Source organism: Leisingera thetidis (assembly GCF_025857195.1).
Taxonomy (GTDB): domain Bacteria; phylum Pseudomonadota; class Alphaproteobacteria; order Rhodobacterales; family Rhodobacteraceae; genus Leisingera; species Leisingera thetidis.
This window is the reverse complement of sequence record NZ_CP109790.1, coordinates 47177-63603: the sequence shown is the minus strand read 5'-3', so window position 1 is coordinate 63603 and position 16427 is coordinate 47177. Positions and strand designations below refer to the sequence as shown.

17 protein-coding genes are annotated in these 16427 nt (G+C 63.1%); 8 read left to right on the top strand and 9 right to left on the bottom strand.

Annotation, left to right across the window (positions count from 1 at the left end; translation table 11 throughout):
• Positions 1-12: 12 nt before the first annotated feature.
• Positions 13-981 carry a beta-hydroxyaspartate dehydratase BhcB gene (gene bhcB, locus OKQ63_RS24105; RefSeq protein WP_264214528.1) on the bottom strand — a complete coding sequence of 323 codons (969 nt, stop codon included), beginning with the start codon at positions 979-981 and terminating at the stop codon, positions 13-15.
• Positions 981-2171, bottom strand: coding sequence for an L-aspartate--glyoxylate aminotransferase BhcA (gene bhcA / locus OKQ63_RS24100; protein WP_264214527.1), 1191 nt, complete (start codon positions 2169-2171; stop codon positions 981-983). Before bhcA ends, bhcB begins: the two co-directional genes overlap by 1 nt.
• 198 nt (positions 2172-2369) lie before the next feature.
• Between bhcA and bhcR the strand changes: the two genes are divergently transcribed.
• A complete protein-coding gene (bhcR, locus tag OKQ63_RS24095) occupies positions 2370-3203 on the top strand; it encodes an HTH-type transcriptional regulator BhcR (protein ID WP_264214526.1) in 834 nt (277 codons plus the stop codon).
• Between the two features lie 51 nt (positions 3204-3254).
• On the opposite strand, the gene OKQ63_RS24090 is transcribed toward bhcR, so the two are convergent.
• From OKQ63_RS24090 to OKQ63_RS24060, 7 genes are all read right to left on the bottom strand, one after another.
• The gene (locus OKQ63_RS24090) at positions 3255-4085 is read right to left on the bottom strand and encodes a bifunctional allantoicase/(S)-ureidoglycine aminohydrolase (protein ID WP_264214525.1); all 831 of its coding nucleotides are present in this window, start codon (positions 4083-4085) and stop codon (positions 3255-3257) included.
• A gap of 125 nt (positions 4086-4210) precedes the next feature.
• Positions 4211-5296: a molybdenum ABC transporter ATP-binding protein gene (modC, locus tag OKQ63_RS24085; RefSeq protein WP_264214524.1), complete on the bottom strand. Its 1086-nt coding sequence runs from the start codon at positions 5294-5296 to the stop codon at positions 4211-4213.
• A complete protein-coding gene (modB, locus tag OKQ63_RS24080) occupies positions 5296-6000 on the bottom strand; it encodes a molybdate ABC transporter permease subunit (RefSeq protein ID WP_264214523.1) in 705 nt (234 codons plus the stop codon). The genes modC and modB overlap by 1 nt, the downstream gene beginning before the upstream one ends.
• On the bottom strand, positions 5997-6701 hold the full coding sequence (modA, locus tag OKQ63_RS24075; RefSeq protein WP_264214522.1) for a molybdate ABC transporter substrate-binding protein: 705 nt from the start codon (positions 6699-6701) through the stop codon (positions 5997-5999). The genes modB and modA overlap by 4 nt, the downstream gene beginning before the upstream one ends.
• A gap of 186 nt (positions 6702-6887) precedes the next feature.
• A complete protein-coding gene (locus tag OKQ63_RS24070; protein ID WP_264214521.1) occupies positions 6888-7451 on the bottom strand; it encodes a chemotaxis protein CheD in 564 nt (187 codons plus the stop codon).
• 25 nt (positions 7452-7476) lie between these two features.
• Positions 7477-8421 carry a CheB methylesterase domain-containing protein gene (locus OKQ63_RS24065; RefSeq protein ID WP_264214537.1) on the bottom strand — a complete coding sequence of 315 codons (945 nt, stop codon included), beginning with the start codon at positions 8419-8421 and terminating at the stop codon, positions 7477-7479.
• A gap of 166 nt (positions 8422-8587) precedes the next feature.
• Complete coding sequence (locus OKQ63_RS24060; RefSeq protein WP_264214520.1) at positions 8588-10951, bottom strand: methyl-accepting chemotaxis protein; 2364 nt, start codon at positions 10949-10951, stop codon at positions 8588-8590.
• Between the two features lie 423 nt (positions 10952-11374).
• Between OKQ63_RS24060 and OKQ63_RS24055 the strand changes: the two genes are divergently transcribed.
• Genes OKQ63_RS24055 through OKQ63_RS24025 form a run of 7 tightly spaced genes read left to right on the top strand, consistent with a single transcriptional unit; the run spans position 11375 to position 16302 of the window.
• Complete coding sequence (locus OKQ63_RS24055) at positions 11375-11662, top strand: STAS domain-containing protein (RefSeq protein WP_264214519.1); 288 nt, start codon at positions 11375-11377, stop codon at positions 11660-11662.
• A complete protein-coding gene (locus OKQ63_RS24050; RefSeq protein WP_264214518.1) occupies positions 11659-12033 on the top strand; it encodes a response regulator in 375 nt (124 codons plus the stop codon). The genes OKQ63_RS24055 and OKQ63_RS24050 overlap by 4 nt, the downstream gene beginning before the upstream one ends.
• 1 nt (position 12034) lies before the next feature.
• Entirely contained in the window at positions 12035-14221 is a 2187-nt protein-coding gene (locus OKQ63_RS24045) for a chemotaxis protein CheA (protein WP_264214517.1), read from the top strand.
• Positions 14211-14693, top strand: coding sequence for a chemotaxis protein CheW (locus OKQ63_RS24040; RefSeq protein ID WP_019297432.1), 483 nt, complete (start codon positions 14211-14213; stop codon positions 14691-14693). The genes OKQ63_RS24045 and OKQ63_RS24040 overlap by 11 nt, the downstream gene beginning before the upstream one ends.
• Complete coding sequence (locus OKQ63_RS24035) at positions 14690-15553, top strand: CheR family methyltransferase (protein WP_264214516.1); 864 nt, start codon at positions 14690-14692, stop codon at positions 15551-15553. The genes OKQ63_RS24040 and OKQ63_RS24035 overlap by 4 nt, the downstream gene beginning before the upstream one ends.
• 33 nt (positions 15554-15586) lie before the next feature.
• A complete protein-coding gene (locus OKQ63_RS24030; RefSeq protein WP_264214515.1) occupies positions 15587-15973 on the top strand; it encodes a response regulator in 387 nt (128 codons plus the stop codon).
• Between the two features lie 2 nt (positions 15974-15975).
• Complete coding sequence (locus OKQ63_RS24025) at positions 15976-16302, top strand: DUF8776 family protein (protein ID WP_264214514.1); 327 nt, start codon at positions 15976-15978, stop codon at positions 16300-16302.
• Positions 16303-16427 lie beyond the last annotated feature (125 nt).

Sequence of the window (16427 nt, the reverse complement as noted above, 5' to 3'; positions counted from 1 at the left end):
CTATTCCCCAGTTTAGCTGTTCATCCAGGGCAGCTTGTCGAGGTCGACATTGCCGCCGGTGACGATCAGGCCCACGCGTTTGCCCGCGAAGGCGTCTTTGTTTTTCAGAATGGTGGCGAGCGGCACCGCGGAGGATGGCTCCATCACGATGCGCAGGTGTTTCCAGATCAGCTTCATCGCCTCGATGATCTCGGCATCCGACGCGGTGTAGATTTCGCTCACGTGGCTGCTGACGAAATGCCAGGTCAGCTCCTTGAGCGGCACCAGCAGCCCGTCGGCAATGGTCTTGGGCGCATCATCGGCGATGATGTAGCCCGCCTTGAAGCTGCGGTAGGCGTCATCGGCCTGCTCCGGCTCGGCCGCGATGACCTTGGTTTCCGGCGCCAGATTGGACAGCGTCAGGCAGGTGCCTGAGATCATGCCGCCGCCGCCGATCGGGGCCACGACCATATCAAGGCCATCGGTCTGCTCCACGAACTCCTTGGCGCAGGTGCCCTGCCCCGCAATGACCCGGTGGTCATTGTAGGGGTGCACGAAGTCGCCGCCGGTCGCCGCTTGCACCTTGGCAAAGGTTTCCTCGCGCGAGGAGGTCGAGGGCTCGCATTCGGTGATCTTGCCGCCATAACGGCGCACGGTATCCTTCTTGGCCTGCGGCGCGGTGCGCGGCATCACAACGTTGCAGGGAATACCCCGCAGCATCGCCGCATAAGACAGGCAGGAAGCGTGGTTGCCCGAAGAATGCGTGGCCACGCCCTTGGCTGCCTGAGCGTCATCCAGCCCGAACACCGCGTTGGTGGCACCGCGCACCTTGAAGGCGCCCGGCTCCTGGAAGTTTTCGCACTTGAAGAACAGCTCAGCCCCGGTCAGCTCATTCAGATAGGCGGAGGTGCGCACCGGCGTGCGCCGGATGTGCGGCTGGATGCGCTCATGCGCGGCCAGCATGTCCTCGTAAGTCGGGATATACATAGCGGTATCCTTCATCAGGCGGCGGCCTTGGCGCTGTTGGCGGCGTTGCCGCGGTAGTAGTCCTGTGCCGCCGCCACGCCGGAACCCAGCTGGATGTTCAGGCCAAGATCAGCCATGACCATTTCGGCGGTCGCAATGCCCGACAGCGTCATCACGTCGGTCAGGCTGCCCAGGTGGCCGATGCGGAACACCTTGCCTGCGACTTCACCCAGGCCGGTGCCAAAGGCGACGCCGTATTTCTCCGCCGCCAGGCTCACGAATTTGTTGGCATCAAACCCCTCCGGCGTGCGGATGGCGCTGACGCTGTCGGAATAGACGTCCGGCGACACGGCGCACAGCTCCAGCCCCCAGGCCCGGACCGCGGCGCGAACACCCTCAGCAATCCGGTGGTGGCGGGCAAAGACGTTCTCCAGCCCTTCGTCCAGCAGCATACCACAGGCCATGTTCAGACCGTTCAGCAAACCGACGGCGGGCGTATAGGGATAGGCGCTGTTGGCGTAGCCTGCGGCCATGTCCTTGATGTCAAAGAACGTGCGCGGCAGGGTCGCGGTCTTGGCGGCCGCCATTGCCTTGGGCGAGAAGCCGACGATGGCCAGGCCCGGCGGCAGCATAAAGCCCTTCTGCGAGCCGGTGACGGCAATATCGACTCCCCATTCATCCATCCGGAAGTCCATCGAGGCAATCGAACTGACGCCGTCAACAAACAGCAGCGCCGGGTGGCCGGCCGCATCCAGCGTGCGGCGCACGGCGGCGATATCGGATTTCACACCGGTTGCGGTCTCGTTGTGGGTCGCCAGAACCACCTTGATCTCGTGGGATTTGTCGGCGGTCAGGATTTCCTCATAGCGGTCCGCCGGCAGGCCTTCGCCCCAGGGTGTCTCGACAACCTGAACGTCCAGCCCGTGGCGCTGGCACATGTCGATCCAGCGGTGGCTGAACATGCCGTTGCGCGCGGCCAGGATCTTGTCGCCCGCGTTCAGCGTGTTGGTGATCGCAGTTTCCCAGCCGCCGGTGCCGGTCGACGGAAAGACAAAGATCTCGGCGGTTGCGCTTTTCAGAACCTTCTTCACGCCGGCCAGCGCAGGGTGCAGGATCTGGCCGAACAGCGGCGAGCGGTGGTCCAGCGTCGGCATGTCCACCGCCTTGCGCAGCGCTTCGGGCATATTGGTCGGACCGGGAATGAAAACCGGGTTTTGAAAGCTCATGTCGTGCCCTCCTGTGGCGATTTCCTTCACTTTAGAGGGATGCCGCGCGCAGGGAAACTTTTTTGAAAAAAGCTTTCATATACCGGATTGTTCGCGAATAGTTTTTTAAAAACAGTCATATGGCTTTTTTCACTGTACAGAGGCGATTTTCAGTTTTATCCATAAGCAGCTGTTTGAATTACCTCGGAAGGCTTGAAAATGCCCCAGCCGCCGCGCCGCAAGGGCCGCCCCAAAAGCTTTGATTCCGCCAGCCAGCCGGCCACCATCCAGTCGCTCGACCGGGCGCTGGACGTGCTCGACGCGCTGGCGGGTGCCAGCGGCATGACACTGACGGAATTGTCCACGGCACTGGGTCAGTCGGCGGCGACCATGTACCGGGTGCTGGCCACTCTGGAGGCGCGCCGGATTGTCGAGATGGAGCCGCAGTCCCAGACCTGGCACATCGGCGCGATGGCCTTCCGCTTGGGCTCCGCCTTCCTGCGCCGCTCCAGCGTGATCGAGCGGGCGCGGCCGGTGATGCGGGAACTGATGGAGGCCACCGGCGAAACCTCGAACCTCGGAATCGAACGCGGCGGCGACGTGATGTTCGTGAGCCAGGTGGAAACCCATGAGTCGATCCGCGCCTTCTTCCCGCCCGGCACCACCTCCCCGATGCACGCGTCCGGCATCGGCAAGGCGCTTCTCAGCTGTTTTGGAGAGGATCAGCTGGCCCGCTTCCTGCGGGGACGGACTCTGCAGCAGTTCACTGGAAAAACACTGACTTCTGCGGAAACCCTGCGTGAAGATCTGGCGCAGATCCGCCGCCGCGGCTGGTCTTTCGATGACGAGGAAAAGGCGCCAGGCATGCGCTGCGTGGCGGCGCCGGTTTTTGGCATGCAGGGCGAAGCTCTGGCCGGGATCTCCGTCTCCGGCCCCTCCGCCCGGATGCCCGACGCGCGCATCAACGAAATCGGCGCCCTGGTCAGAGGCGCCGCGGAAAAACTGTCATACGGGCTGGGCGCACCGGCAGCGGATCAGCGCCCGCCCGGCTGACCAGCCGGGCAGCGCCCGGGCACATATTCGGGCCGGGCGCTCCCCCCGCCGTCAGCGCAGCGGCGCCAGGGGCATGTGCCGGTTCACGTCCTTGTACAGCAGATAGCGGAACTTGCCCGGACCGCCGGCATAACAAGCCTGCGGGCAGAAGGCGCGCAGCCACATGTAATCACCGGCCTCGACCTCGACCCAGTCCTGGTTCAGCCGGTAGACCGCCTTGCCTTCCAGCACATAGAGGCCATGCTCCATCACATGGGTCTCGGCAAAGGGGATCACCGCGCCGGGTTCGAAGGTGACAATGGTCACATGCATATCGTGGCGCAGGTCGTTGGGGTCGACAAAACGGGTGGTCGCCCATTTGCCTTCGGTTTCCGGCATTGGCGTGGGATCGACATGGTTTTCGTTGGTGACAAAGGCTTCCGGCGCGTCCAGCCCCGCAACCGCCTGATAGGCCTTGCGGATCCAATGAAAGCGCACCGGTGCATCGCCAGTGTTGCGCAAGCTCCAGTCTGCCTCGGGCGGCAGATAGGCGTAGCCGCCTTCTTCCATCTCATGCGCCGCACCGCCGATGGTCAGCGTCATGCAGCCTTGGACCACAAACAGCACCGCCTCGGTGCCCGGTTCGGTCTCCGGCCGGTCGCTGCCGCCGCCGGGCTGCACCTCGGCGATATACTGCGAAAACGTCTCGGCAAACCCCGACAGGGGCCGCGACAGGACCCAGAACCGCGCCTTGTCCCAGAACGGCAGCAGGCTCGCCACAATATCGCTCATCGTGCCCTTGGGGATCACCGCATAGGCTTCGGTGAACATCGCCCGGTCGGTCAGCAGCTGCGTCTGCGGCGGCAGCCCGCCTTCCGGTGCGTAATAGGATCGTTTGGTCATGGGCTGCCTTTCCTGCTGAAGTGCTGCCCCATTGATACCCGCCTGATCTGCGCAACCGAACTTATTTCCGTATCAAGAATGCATGAAGGATTGTTTTGCAATTTTTGAAGACGGGAGCAACGGCCTTATCCGCCTCCGCCGACATCCTCCGGCGCGATGGAGACGGTTTTGACAATGGCAAAGCAGTCCGCGCCCTCCGCCAGCCCCAGGGCCTGCGCCGACCGCCGCGTCACCCGGGCCAGCAGCCGCCCGACCGGGGTCTGCAGCGAGACCATCGCTCCGGGCCCATTGCCGCTGCGGACATGCTCAATCGTGCCCGGCAGGATGTTGAGCGCCGACAGGCCTTCAGGGCGCCGGCGCGACAGGATCACCTCATGCGCCGAGATCCGCACCCGCACCGGGCTGCCCGGCGCCTGTGCGATCTGCGGCAGAAACAACGGCACCCCGCCCGCATCCAGTTCCGTCAGCCCGTCGGCATGGTGCCGGGCCACCCGCGCCTCCAGCAGCGCCCCGGCAGCGCGCACCCCGGCAGGCATGACCGCGGAATCCCCCAGCACCTCTGCCGCGCTGCCCTGGCGCAGCACCTTGCCGTCCTGCAGCACCACAACCGTTGTGGCCAGCCGGGCCACTTCGGCGGCGGAGTGGCTGACATAGAGCATCGGAATGCCGATTTCGTCCCGCAGCCGCTCGAAATAGGGCAGGATCTCTGCCTTGCGCGCCTCATCCAGCGCCGACAGCGGCTCATCCGCCAGGATCATGCTTGGCGCAGACAGCAGAGCCCGGCCGATCGCCACCCGCTGTTTCTCACCGCCCGACAGCCGCCCGGGCCGCCGGTGCAGCAAGGCGGTGATCCCCAGCAGCTCCGCCACCCGGTCCAGGCTTTCCCTTTTGGCGCCCCGAGGCGCAAACCATTGCCCGAACAACAGGTTCTGCCGCACCGTCATATGCGGAAACAGCCGCCCTTCCTGAAACACATATCCCATCCGGCGCTTGTGCGGCGGCAGCCAATGCTGCTGACCGGTGTCAAACAGCACCCCGCCATTCAGCACAACCCGCCCGTGGTCGGGCCGCAGCAGGCCGGCAACCGCCTGGATCACCGTGGTCTTGCCGGTGCCGGACCGCCCGAACAGAACGGTGACACCCGGCGGTGCCTCGAATTGAATGTCCAGCCCGAACCCCGGCAGCGCATGTTGCATCGAGACCGTCAGCATCACTGCCCCCCGGTCCGGTCTGCCGCCCGCCGGGCCAGAACCTCGGACAGCAGCAGCGCGCTGAGCGCAATGGCGATCGACACCAGTGTCAGCCGCAGCGCAGCGGTCTCTCCGCCCGGCACCTGCAGGAAGGTGTAAATCGCCGAGGGCAGCGTCTGCGTCTGCCCCGGAATGCTGGAGACAAAGGTGATGGTGGCGCCGAACTCGCCCATTGCCTTGGCAAATCCCAGCACGGTGCCGGCAATCAGGCCGGGCAGGATCATCGGCAGGGTTATGGTGGCAAAACTCAAAACCCGTGGCGCACCCAATGTGGCCGCCGCCTGCTCCAGCTTGGGATCGACCGCTTCCACCGACAGCCGGATCGCCCGCACCATCAGGGGAAAGGCCATGATCCCCGCCGCCAGCGCCGCTCCGGTCCAGCGGAAGGCAAAGACGATGCCGATCTGCTGCAGCGCTCCGCCGACCGGCCCTTTGGTGCCAAAGACCATCAGCAGCAGATAGCCCGTTACCACCGGCGGCAGGATCAGCGGCAGATGCACCAGGCTGTTCAGAACCTGCTTGCCGGGAAACTGCCAGCGGGCCAGCGCATAAGCCACAAAGACCGCCAGCGGCAGCGCTGCAAACGTGGCCCAGAGCGAGACCCGCAGGGACAGCATCACCGCTTGCCATTCCTCAGGTCCCAGCCATGCCGCCTCAGTGCTCACGGCGCCGGGACTCCGAAACCGTGCCGCTGAAAGATGCTTCTGGAGGCCGGGCTTTGCAAGTAGTCCAGAAACGCCTGGGCCTCATCCTCATTGCCGCCGGAGACCCTTGCAGCGGGATAAGTGATCGGGGGGTGGCTGTCTCCGGGGAAATCCGCGATCACTGTCACATTCCTTTCCGCAGCTGCATCGGTGGCATAGACCACGCCCATCGGCGCCTCGCCGGACGACACCAGCGCCAGCGCCGCCCGCACATTGGCGGCCTGCGCCACCTTTGGCGCCACGGCAGCCCATTGCCCCAGTGCGGTCAGCGCGGCCTTTCCATAGATGCCCGCAGGCACGGAATCGACCAGCCCCATGGCCAGGCGGCCTTCGCCCAGAACAGCGCTCAGATCAGCGGTTTCCAGGTCCAGCGGAGCCGCGCCGGTGCCATGGGCGATGAGGACCAGCCGGTTGGACAGAAGATCCAGCCGCGACGTCGCCGCCACCAGCCCGTCCTGCTGCAGCACGTCCATCCAGCCGGGATTGGCCGAGATGAAGACATCCGCCGGAGCGCCGAGCTGGATCTGCCTGGCAAGGGCCGGGGAACCCGCATAGGAGATGGTCAGAGCCCGCCCGGTTTCAGCCCTGTAATCTGCGGCCGCCTCATCCAGCGCGGTTTTGGTGCTGGCCGCGGCGAATACCGTGACCTGGGCCTGGGCCATGGCTGCCAGGCCCGCAAACAGGACGGCGGCGGCCAGCAGGCATTGCCGGAGTCCCGGCAAAACCAAAGAAACTGCAATTGAAATCTGGTTTGTTCTCATAGCCCCTAAGGGACTACCTGTGCCGGCCGGCGCGGGCAAACGGAATTTGCTGCAGGCCCGGCGGCCCGCAATCCCCGCGCATGCGGATCAGAACAGGGTGACCGCGCCCACACCATCGGCTGCCGGGGCTGGTGCCGGCGCCGGACGGATTGCCGCGCGCTGCTCCAGTTCGCCGAGCTTGCGGTCGTCTTTCACATGGGTCTGCTGGGCGGCGCCCGAGCAGGGGTGGAAACGCACCCGCCGTGCCGAAGTGCCGCCTACGCTGGAGGATATGCAGGGAATGCCCTCATCCCGCAGGAAGCGCTGTACGAAATCGGCATTGGCGGCACCAATATCCGACAGGTTTGCCGACATCTTGGCGCCGCCGAAAACCTTGGCTTTCAGATTGGACCGGACCGCGCCTTTCTTCATGATCCCGTTGATCAGCAGCTCCATTGCGTGAATGCCGTAGCGGGCGTTGGCCGCTCCGCCCTGGCGGGCATTGGCCAGCAGAAAATGGTTCATCCCCCCCACGCCATTTTCAGGATCATAAATACACGCCGCGATGCACGAACCAAGCACTGTGGAGAACATGGTTTTCGGATCCATGCTGACCTTGTATTCCCCTTGCAGAACCGTTACGGATTTCGAGTTTGCGAAAACAGTGGTCAATGTCAGGTCCCTTCTTGCGGTGAGTTCAAGCCTTGCTGGCCTGTAGTATTGTGCTGGCCATCCGGGTCAGCGGCACCTGCTGCTGGGCGGCGCCGATGTCCCAGGCTACCCTGGGCATCCCGTAGACGACCGAGGACTTTTCGTCCTGGGCAAAGGTTTTGGCGCCGGCCTTGCGCAGTTCCAGAAGGCCCCGGGCACCGTCCTGGCCCATCCCCGTCAGGATGGTGGCAACAACGTCCTTCCCATATGGCACGGCGGAGGTGAACAGAGCGTCAACAGAAGGCGTATGGCCGGAAATATCCGGACCTTCCTTCATCCTCAGGCGCAGCGGCTTGCGGTTGCTCAGCCCCATGTGGCGGCGCTGGCCTGCGGCAATGTATACATAGCCGGCTTCCAGTGCGATCCCGTCCTCGGCAGCGCGCACCCGCGCCGGGCAGATCCGGTCCAGCAGCGAGACCAGACCGCTGCCGAAGTTCTTGCCCGTATGCTGCACAATCAAAGTAGGCGGGCAATCGAAGGGGAAGCCGACCAGCACACTGCGCAGAGCTTCCACCCCGCCGGTTGATGACCCGATCAGAATCAGCTTTTTGCTGGCGCCGGCGGCGGCAGCCGGGCGGCTGGCAGCAGGGCCGCCGGCGGCACGGGGGCTGCGGCGCGGCGCCTTGACCATCATGTCGAAATACTGCGCGAACTGGCTGGGATGATCGGCTTTCGTCAGTTCGAAGATGCCCGCCCCGACATCCAGCAGCGGCGAGGATTTCCGGGCTGGTGTGGCGCCTTGCGTGTCCATGACGGACACCCAGCGGGTATCCATGGCGGAAAACAGCGCCATCATCATTTCGAACTCGGGCAGCTTGGTGAACCCGTCTTCCACAAACGCAAATACCGGCTGAGCGGCTTCAGCCTGGTTGTAGGCCATCATCAGATTGTTTGCCAAGAGCACTTTCATGCCGGAATAGGCGGTTTCCATATAGCTTTGCAGGTTGCGGGCAAAGCTGCGGTCAGTGGTAATGATCAATAAGTTTCGCGAAGGCAATGGATTCCCCAGTTGGTTTGCAGTGCCCTGGGAATTTCAGGCACAGGTTGCCAAGGTCTGAAGGCGCCGCAGCCTGAGCCGCGGCGCCTCCGGTGAGTACTTAGAAGTCCTGCCACAGATCGCGGGCCGCATTGCCGGCGCCCGCAGCGGATGCCGCTGCCGGTGCCGGGCTGGCCTCAATCTCCCAGCCTTTTTCGCCATGCGCCGAAGGCGCCGGTTTGGCCGCAGGAGGCGCCGCAGGGGCGGAGCGGACCGCCGGGCTGCCGCCCGCCACCCGGAACCGGGAAACCAGTTCCGACAGTTTGGTGGCATCGGTGTTCAGCATGTGGCCGGCTGCGGTGGCCTGTTCCACCATGGCCGCATTCTGCTGGGTCACCTGATCCAGCTGAGTGACTCCGGTGTTGATTTCATTGAGGCCGGTCGACTGCTCGGCAGCGCCTTCGGCGATGCCGGAAACCAGCTGCGAGATATGAGTGACCTGCTCGACAATGCTTTGCAGCGCCTCGCCGGCCTTGCCGACCAGATCGACGCCGCGCTCCACCTGTTTGGAGCTGTCGCTGATCAGGGTCTTGATCTCCATCGCCGCATCCGACGAGCGCTGCGCCAGGGCACGCACCTCGGAGGCGACCACCGCAAATCCCTTTCCGGCCTCGCCTGCCCGCGCCGCCTCGACACCCGCGTTCAGGGCCAGAAGGTTGGTCTGGAAGGCGATGTCGTCGATCACCGAGATGATCTGGCTGATGTGGTTCGAGCTCTGCTCGATCTCGGTCATCGCGGAAACCGCGCTTTGGACCACTTCACGGTTGTTCTCCGCTTCGGTGCGTGCCTCCGACATTGTGGATTCGACGCTGCGGGCGCCTTCGGCGGCGGATTTCACCGACGCAGTCAGCTCATCCAATGCCGCGGCGGTTTCTTCCAGCGTGGCTGCCTGGCTTTCGGTGCGGTGCGACAGGTCGTCCGAGGCCTGGCTGATCTCGGCAGCGCCGTTGCGGATACTGCCGGACGCTTCGATCACCTGCTGCACGGTAGTGCTGAGGTTGCTGACGGTGCTGTTGAAGTTCTGCCGCAGCTGTTCGTATTCCTCCGGGAACCGGCCCGTGATCGGCTGCGAGAAGTCCCCGTCCGCCAATTGCACCAGGCCGGCGCTCAGGCTTTCGACCACCTGCTGCTGCTGGCGCTGCATTTCAGCGCGTTCTTCTTCAGCCGCGCGCGCTTGTTTCAAGTCGTCCTGCATCGACACCAGCGTTTTGCCGATCTTGCCGATTTCATCGGTGCGCCCGGCCGCTTCAACAGTGATATCGAGGTCGCCGGAAGACACTGCCTCCATGTTCTCGCAGATCCGGTCAATCGGCTTGGTGATCGAACGGGCGAACAGCCAGCCGAAGAACGACATGCCGCCGGCGCAGATCAGCGATGCCATAAGCAGCATGTTGCGCTTTCTGGCAGCCGGAGCCATCAGCTCCGCCCAATCCTGCTCGGCAATGATCACCCAGTCCGCAAATTCAAGCGGCAGCGGCTCGGAATAGGCAAGTACCGGATGCCCGTTGAGACCGGGAACACCAGGCAGCGCATGCGACTTGCCGTCAAAGGCTTCAACCACTTGTTTGGTGGATGGCAGTTTCGAGAGCACTTCGAACCCGCCTTCGAACCGCGAGCCGGTCCGGGCCAGCATGTCAGCCCCCGCCAAGTAGATCTGGGTGGTTTCCCCCATGCCCTGCTCATTGTTGATGATGGTCCCGAGCAGGTCGACAGGGATTTGAACCGCCAGGACACCCACCGTGAGATTGGCGTCATTCACAACCGGCGCCGCGGCAAAGGCCGCAGCAGCCCCACCCGAAGGCGCGTAAGGCTCCATATCGGCAAAGAACACTTCGCCACGGCTGCCGTCAAGCGCCGCACGGTAAACCTTGGCCAGGCCGGAATCCTTGAACGGGCCGGACATCATATTGGTGCCGAAGTCGTTTTCCTTGAACACCGAGTAGACGATGTCGCCCGCCAGATTGATCAGGAAGGCATCATAGTAGCCCTTGCTTTCGATCAGGGTCTTATACGCCGGGTGGAAGCTTTCATGATGCATGTGGAAAGGCGAGTCGCCCTTCGCGCGCGCCAGCAGATGCTTCTGCCCGATGGGGTGCGGGTTGTCGTCGATATAGGCCTGGCGCAGGACCTGGCCCGGATTGCCATCCAGATCATTCCAGGTCATCGTCAGCCATTCAATTGCTGTCGCCGTCGACGGCACCGCCGACAGTGTCTGCACGTCCGCATGAATTCCGTCCAGCAGTGTCTGCACCGAGAGTTTCCGGTCCGCCACCATTGAACTCAGCCGGTCCTGGGCATTGCTTTCTGCACTGCGCTGAAAGCTGATCGTGCTGATCGTGACGAGAATCGCCGTCACCAGCACACCGAACCCAACAACAAACAGCGGCAATTTATGTGCCAGCTTGAGCGATTTAAGCGCTTTCATTCCGTCCTCCTAAGAGTAATGCGGTCTAGGCCACCGCAAAAGTGATGCCTCTCAGGATGCGGCGCATATGTTAATTTGCAGCTTACGGAAGGGCCGGTGCGCCCCGATTCTCCGTCAAATTTCCAGGATGTCCGCAGCGCTCCAGCGTCACTCTGTAAAGACCCGGTAAAAATGCACGCCCTGGCTGCGCGCGGCCGTTGGAGCACACTCCGCTATGGCCTGGGGCGGCCGACGGGGTGATTCCCCGGCCTGCCGGATGCCGATAAAAATTGAGGGGAATTTCTGTGCGGATTTGCCCGCGAGCTCCTTATGAATCCTCCTCTGTGCGCGCGGGTCGGCAATCAAATGTTAAGGACCGGCGCCTATCAATTTCATCATCAAACTCGAACTGATCGCCGACAACGGGGGTGCGAATCGCCGATTATGACAACGGAAACGCAAAAGCACATTTTGGAGCTGCCGAACGCCTTCGCGGAACTGGATCCGCTGATCGCATTTTTGCAAGGGGCACGCTCCCGGGCAGTCGAAATTGACTGCCGCGGCGTTGCTCTGATGCCCTCGCGCTGCCTGCAGCTCCTGCTCGGCGCAGAGCAGCAGTGGCGGTCCGAGGAGGTAGGCTTCTCAGTCACCAACATCACCGCATCCTGCCGCAAGTCCCTGACCCTTCTGGGGCTGGAGCCCAACCGTTTTGAAGACGAGGAAACAGCATGAAAACCAAAGTTCTGGCAATCGACGATTCCCGCACGATCCGGAATCTTCTGGCCGCGACCCTGGAAGAGGCCGGATTTGAATACCACTGTGCAGTGGATGGCCGCGAAGGTGTGGACATGTATCCTGACGTCGATCCCGATGTGGTGATCACCGACATCAACATGCCCAACCTCGACGGCTTCGGCGTGATCGAGGAGCTGCGCGGCGACGGCATCAACTCCAAGGTTCCGATCCTCGTGCTGACCACCGAGAGCGCGCCTGAGCTGAAAGCCCGCGCCCGCGGCGCCGGCGCCACCGGCTGGATCACCAAGCCGTTTGACGATGCCTCGCTGATTTTCGCGCTCAAGCGCGTCACCGGAGCCGCGGCCTGAGATGTCGGGGTCGATTCAGGATACCTTCTTCGAGGAGTGCGAAGAGCTCCTCGAAGCAACGGATGAAGGGCTGACTGCCATCGAAGGAGGCGATCACGACCCTGAGGTTGTCAATGCGATCTTCCGCGCTGTGCACTCGATCAAGGGCGGCGCCGGAGCCTTTGGCCTGGATGATCTGGTGGCATTTGCGCACCGGTTTGAAACCGTCTTTGACGAAGTGCGTGCCGGCCGGATGGAGCTGGACGAAAAGCTGATCCAGCTGCTGCTGCGCTCAAGCGATCATCTCTCGGCGCTGGTCGAGGCCGCCCGCGACGGCGGTGAAATCGATGAAGCGCATCACGATACGCTGCTGGCCGCACTGGATGAATACATCCCGGAGGAAGAGGAAGATCTGACCTTTGAGCCGATGGGCCTCGGCGCCCCGGCCCCGGTGGAAGACCTTGGCGCCGGGCCGTCGGCGCCGGCGGAACCGCAGGAGGAAACCTATCGGATCCGCTTCCAGCCGCTGAAGGAAATGTACGGCACCGGCAACGAGCCTTTCTTCCTGTTCCAAGCGCTCAGGGACATGGGTGAGCTGACGGTGAAGCTCGACGAGAACGAGCTGCCCGGGTTTGACGCCATGGACATGGCTGAAAGCTATCTGGCCTGGGACCTGACCCTGGTAACCAAAGAGTCCCGCTCAATTGTCGAAGCCGTCTTCGAATTTGTCGAAGGGCTTTGCGAACTGTCGATAGACGGCGACGGCGACGCGGAGGCAGAAGCGAATGCCCTGGCAGCGCTGGATGCCATGTTCAGCGCGCCTCCTGCGGATGATGCCGCACCTGCCGGCGAACCGTCCCCTGACCCAGACACGGGTTCTGCCGCAGTCCCTTTTGAGCCGCCGGCCCCCGCACCAATTTCCGAAGCCAAGCCGGCAGCTGCCGAAAACAAGGCATCGGCCCCGAAAGCCGAGAGCGGCAAGCAGGAGCAGCGCGGCGGTCCGAAGCCGACGCTCCGTGTCGAGCTCGAGCGGGTGGACCGGCTGATCAACGCTGTCGGGGAGCTTATCATCAACCATTCGATGCTGGCCCAGCAGATTGCCAATCTCAACGTTTCGGACACCCGGGATGTTGAAACCGAGCTGGAAGGCTTCAAGAATTTGGCGCGCGATATTCAGGAAGGCGTCATGGCCATCCGCGCGCAGCCGGTGAAACCCCTGTTCCAGCGCATGGCGCGGATCGTGCGCGAAGCATCGGCCGCGACGGGCAAAACCTGCAAGCTGGTGAACGAAGGGGAAAACACCGAAGTCGACAAGACAGTGATCGAGCGTCTGTCCGATCCGCTGACGCACATCCTGCGCAATGCGGTCGACCACGGCGTTGAAAAACCCGAGGACCGGGAGGCGGCAGGCAAGCCGAAGACTGGTGAAATCCGGCTTTCGGCATCGCACCGGTCCGGCAGCGTGTGCATCGAAATCAAGGATGACGGCGCCGGCGTGAACCGCCCGCGGGTCAAGCAGATCGCCATCGAAAAAGGCCTGATCCCGGAAAATGCCGAGCTGACCGACAGCGAGATCGACAACCTGCTGTTCATGCCCGGTTTTTCCACCGCCAAGGAGGTCTCCAACCTCTCCGGCCGCGGCGTGGGCATGGATGTTGTGAAGAATGCGGTGACCGGCCTTGGCGGCCGCATCAATATCTCCTCCACCCCGGGCAAGGGCTCGACTTTCACCATCATCCTGCCGCTGACCCTGGCGGTGATGGACGGGATGGTGGTGTCGGTTGCCGACCAGACCATGGTGGTGCCCATCACCTCGATTGTCGAGACAATGCGCGGCAGCGATGACATGATCAACAGCCTCGGCGCCGACGGCACCCTGCTGTCGATCCGCGGCAATTTCGTGCCGATCTGCGATGTTGCCGGCGGTCTCGGATTGTACCGCGAGAGCGATCAGCAGGCCGGCGTCTATCTTCTGGTGGAAACCGAAACCGGCCAGCGCTGCGCCCTGGCGGTGGATGACATTCACGACCAGCGGCAAGTGGTGATCAAGAGCCTGGACGGCGTCTGCGGGGAGATCCCCGGCGTCGCGGCGGCAACCATCCTGGGCGACGGCAAGATCGCCATGATCCTGGACCCTGAAAGCATCATTGCGGCTTCGCCCACGGCGGCCGCCTTTGACACCGAGCGGAGAATGAGCAATGCAAGCTGAAGTGAAGCAAACCGATCAGGAAGTGAAACACGCTGAACACAGCGAGTTTGTCAGCTTCACCGTGGCCGGGCAGGCGTTCTGCCTGAAGATCACCCAGATCCGTGAGATCCGGCGCTGGTCGCCGGTGACCATCCTGCCGCATGCCCCGGCCGATGTGCTGGGGGTGATGAACCTGCGCGGCGCGGTGATCCCGATCTACGACCTCTCTGCCCGCTTCGGCCTGCAACAGACCGAAGCCAGCGAGCGCAACGTGGTCATCGTCGTCTCGGTCCATGGCAAGCCGGTTGGCTTGCTGGCGGAATCGGTTTCCGAGATCATCTCGATCAACCCGGATGACATCCAGGACACACCGCCTGTGGATAGCCGCAACACGATGGAGTACATCCAGGGCATCATCTCGCATGATGACACCATGGTGCGCATCATCAATCTGGATGCGGTGATCTCGGCCCCGGAGCAGGTGATGCCGTGAGCGCTGAAGGTACCATCACTCCCGCCGCCGAAAGCTTTTCGCTTACGGACCAGGAATTCGAGGCCATTGCGAAATTCGCGCATAAGCACTTCGGACTGGCCCTGGCGGCAAGCAAGAAGCCCCTGGTGTCCTCCCGCCTGGCGCGCAAGCTGCGCCAGCGCAATTTCACCAGCTTCAAGGATTACCTCGCCTGCCTGGACGGTCCCGATGCCGAACAGGAGCGCAGCGGGCTGCTGTCGCTGCTGACCACCAATGTGACCCATTTCTTCCGGGAACCGCATCATTTCGAGACGCTGCGCCATGACGTGCTGCCGCCGCTGATCGAACAGGCGCGCCGCGGCGGGCGGGTCCGGCTGTGGTCGGCAGGCTGCTCCAACGGGCAGGAGCCGTATTCGATTGCGATGACAGTGCTGGATCTCTGCCCGGACGCGGCAAAGCTGGATTTCAAAATCCTGGGGACCGACATCGACCCGGTTGTGGTGCGCCATGCCCAGGCCGCCAAATACCCCGAGGACGAACTGGCCCAGATCGACGCCAAATACAGCAAGCTTGTGCCCAAGCGGGATCCGGACGGGCGGCTGCCGGACAGTCTGCGCAAGCTGATCACCTTCGGGGTGCTGAACCTGATCGAACCCTTCCCGTTCCGGGGCAAGTTCGATGCGATCTTTTGCCGGAACGTTGCGATCTATTTCGACAATCCGACCCAGCAGAAGGTGTGGAGCGCCTTTCAGAACGCCCTGAACCCGGGCGGCACCCTCTTCATCGGCCACTCCGAGCGCATGTCAGGCCCGGCAGCGCAGCACCTGAAGACGGCCGGGATCACCACTTATGTCAACTCACCCGCTGGCAGAACATCCTGACCACAGCTGCAAGCAGAGCAGAAGGAAAGAAAAATGAGCTTGAAAGACTCTCTCCGCGTTATGGTTGTCGACGACATGTCGACGAGCCGGGGGATCATCACACAAAGCCTGGATGAGATCGGCATCAAGAACTACATGGTCGAAAACGCCGGCCAGTCTGCCTACCAGAAGCTGACCCAGACTCCGGTTCACCTGGTGCTGTCGGACTACAACATGCCGGGCATGGACGGGCTGGGACTGCTGCAGGCGGTGCGCGGCCATCAGGTGACCCAGCGGGTCGGCTTCATTCTGGTGACCGGAAAGCCGACCCCGGAGATGATCCAGGTTGGCAAGAAGCTGGGCCTCAACAACATTGTCCGCAAGCCGTTCACGGTGGCCACGATGAAACAGGCCATTGAACAGGTCGTCGGGCGGCTGTAACCATGCAGCACCCCGACAAAGCCCTGAGCGAACTCTGCGCCGCTTCGGCGTGGGAGATGGAACAGTTGCGCAGCCAGATGCAAACGCTGGAAGACGTTGTCCTCGACGTGCTGGAACGGGGCACCGCCCCCACCAGCCAGGAGCTGCGCTCTTTGCAGGACTTTGATCTGGTGATCCAGACCCTGGCCGGGCTGTCCGGATTTTACAAACGGGTGCAGGACCAGGTCGAAGAGTCCGGACCGGCCGATCTTCCGGCGGCGGCGGCCGGCGTCACCCTGGAAAAGCTGCGTGACCGGCTGCGCTCCGCAAGCAGCCTGGCAAGCACCTGATATCTGACTGCCCCGCCCTGGACCGGACGGGGCAGTATTGCCGCTGCCGGCCGCGGCGAATTTTCTTTTTCTTTGCCGCAGCCGCGGACTACATTGGGCCATAGCAGAAACTGCCAGCCCGGATA

Excerpts from the sequence above, each read along its gene's own strand:
- bhcB (WP_264214528.1), bottom strand. The coding sequence starts at position 981 with ATGAAGGATACCGCTATGTATATCCCGACTTACGAGGACATGCTGGCC.
- bhcA (WP_264214527.1), bottom strand. The coding sequence starts at position 2,171 with ATGAGCTTTCAAAACCCGGTTTTCATTCCCGGTCCGACCAATATGCCC.
- bhcR (WP_264214526.1), top strand. The coding sequence starts at position 2,370 with ATGCCCCAGCCGCCGCGCCGCAAGGGCCGCCCCAAAAGCTTTGATTCC.
- OKQ63_RS24090 (WP_264214525.1), bottom strand. The coding sequence starts at position 4,085 with ATGACCAAACGATCCTATTACGCACCGGAAGGCGGGCTGCCGCCGCAG.
- modC (WP_264214524.1), bottom strand. The coding sequence starts at position 5,296 with ATGCTGACGGTCTCGATGCAACATGCGCTGCCGGGGTTCGGGCTGGAC.
- modA (WP_264214522.1), bottom strand. The coding sequence starts at position 6,701 with ATGGCCCAGGCCCAGGTCACGGTATTCGCCGCGGCCAGCACCAAAACC.
- OKQ63_RS24065 (WP_264214537.1), bottom strand. The coding sequence starts at position 8,421 with ATGGAAACCGCCTATTCCGGCATGAAAGTGCTCTTGGCAAACAATCTG.
- OKQ63_RS24060 (WP_264214520.1), bottom strand. The coding sequence starts at position 10,951 with ATGAAAGCGCTTAAATCGCTCAAGCTGGCACATAAATTGCCGCTGTTT.
- OKQ63_RS24055 (WP_264214519.1), top strand. The coding sequence starts at position 11,375 with ATGACAACGGAAACGCAAAAGCACATTTTGGAGCTGCCGAACGCCTTC.
- OKQ63_RS24050 (WP_264214518.1), top strand. The coding sequence starts at position 11,659 with ATGAAAACCAAAGTTCTGGCAATCGACGATTCCCGCACGATCCGGAAT.
- OKQ63_RS24045 (WP_264214517.1), top strand. The coding sequence starts at position 12,035 with ATGTCGGGGTCGATTCAGGATACCTTCTTCGAGGAGTGCGAAGAGCTC.
- OKQ63_RS24040 (WP_019297432.1), top strand. The coding sequence starts at position 14,211 with ATGCAAGCTGAAGTGAAGCAAACCGATCAGGAAGTGAAACACGCTGAA.
- OKQ63_RS24030 (WP_264214515.1), top strand. The coding sequence starts at position 15,587 with ATGAGCTTGAAAGACTCTCTCCGCGTTATGGTTGTCGACGACATGTCG.
- OKQ63_RS24025 (WP_264214514.1), top strand. The coding sequence starts at position 15,976 with ATGCAGCACCCCGACAAAGCCCTGAGCGAACTCTGCGCCGCTTCGGCG.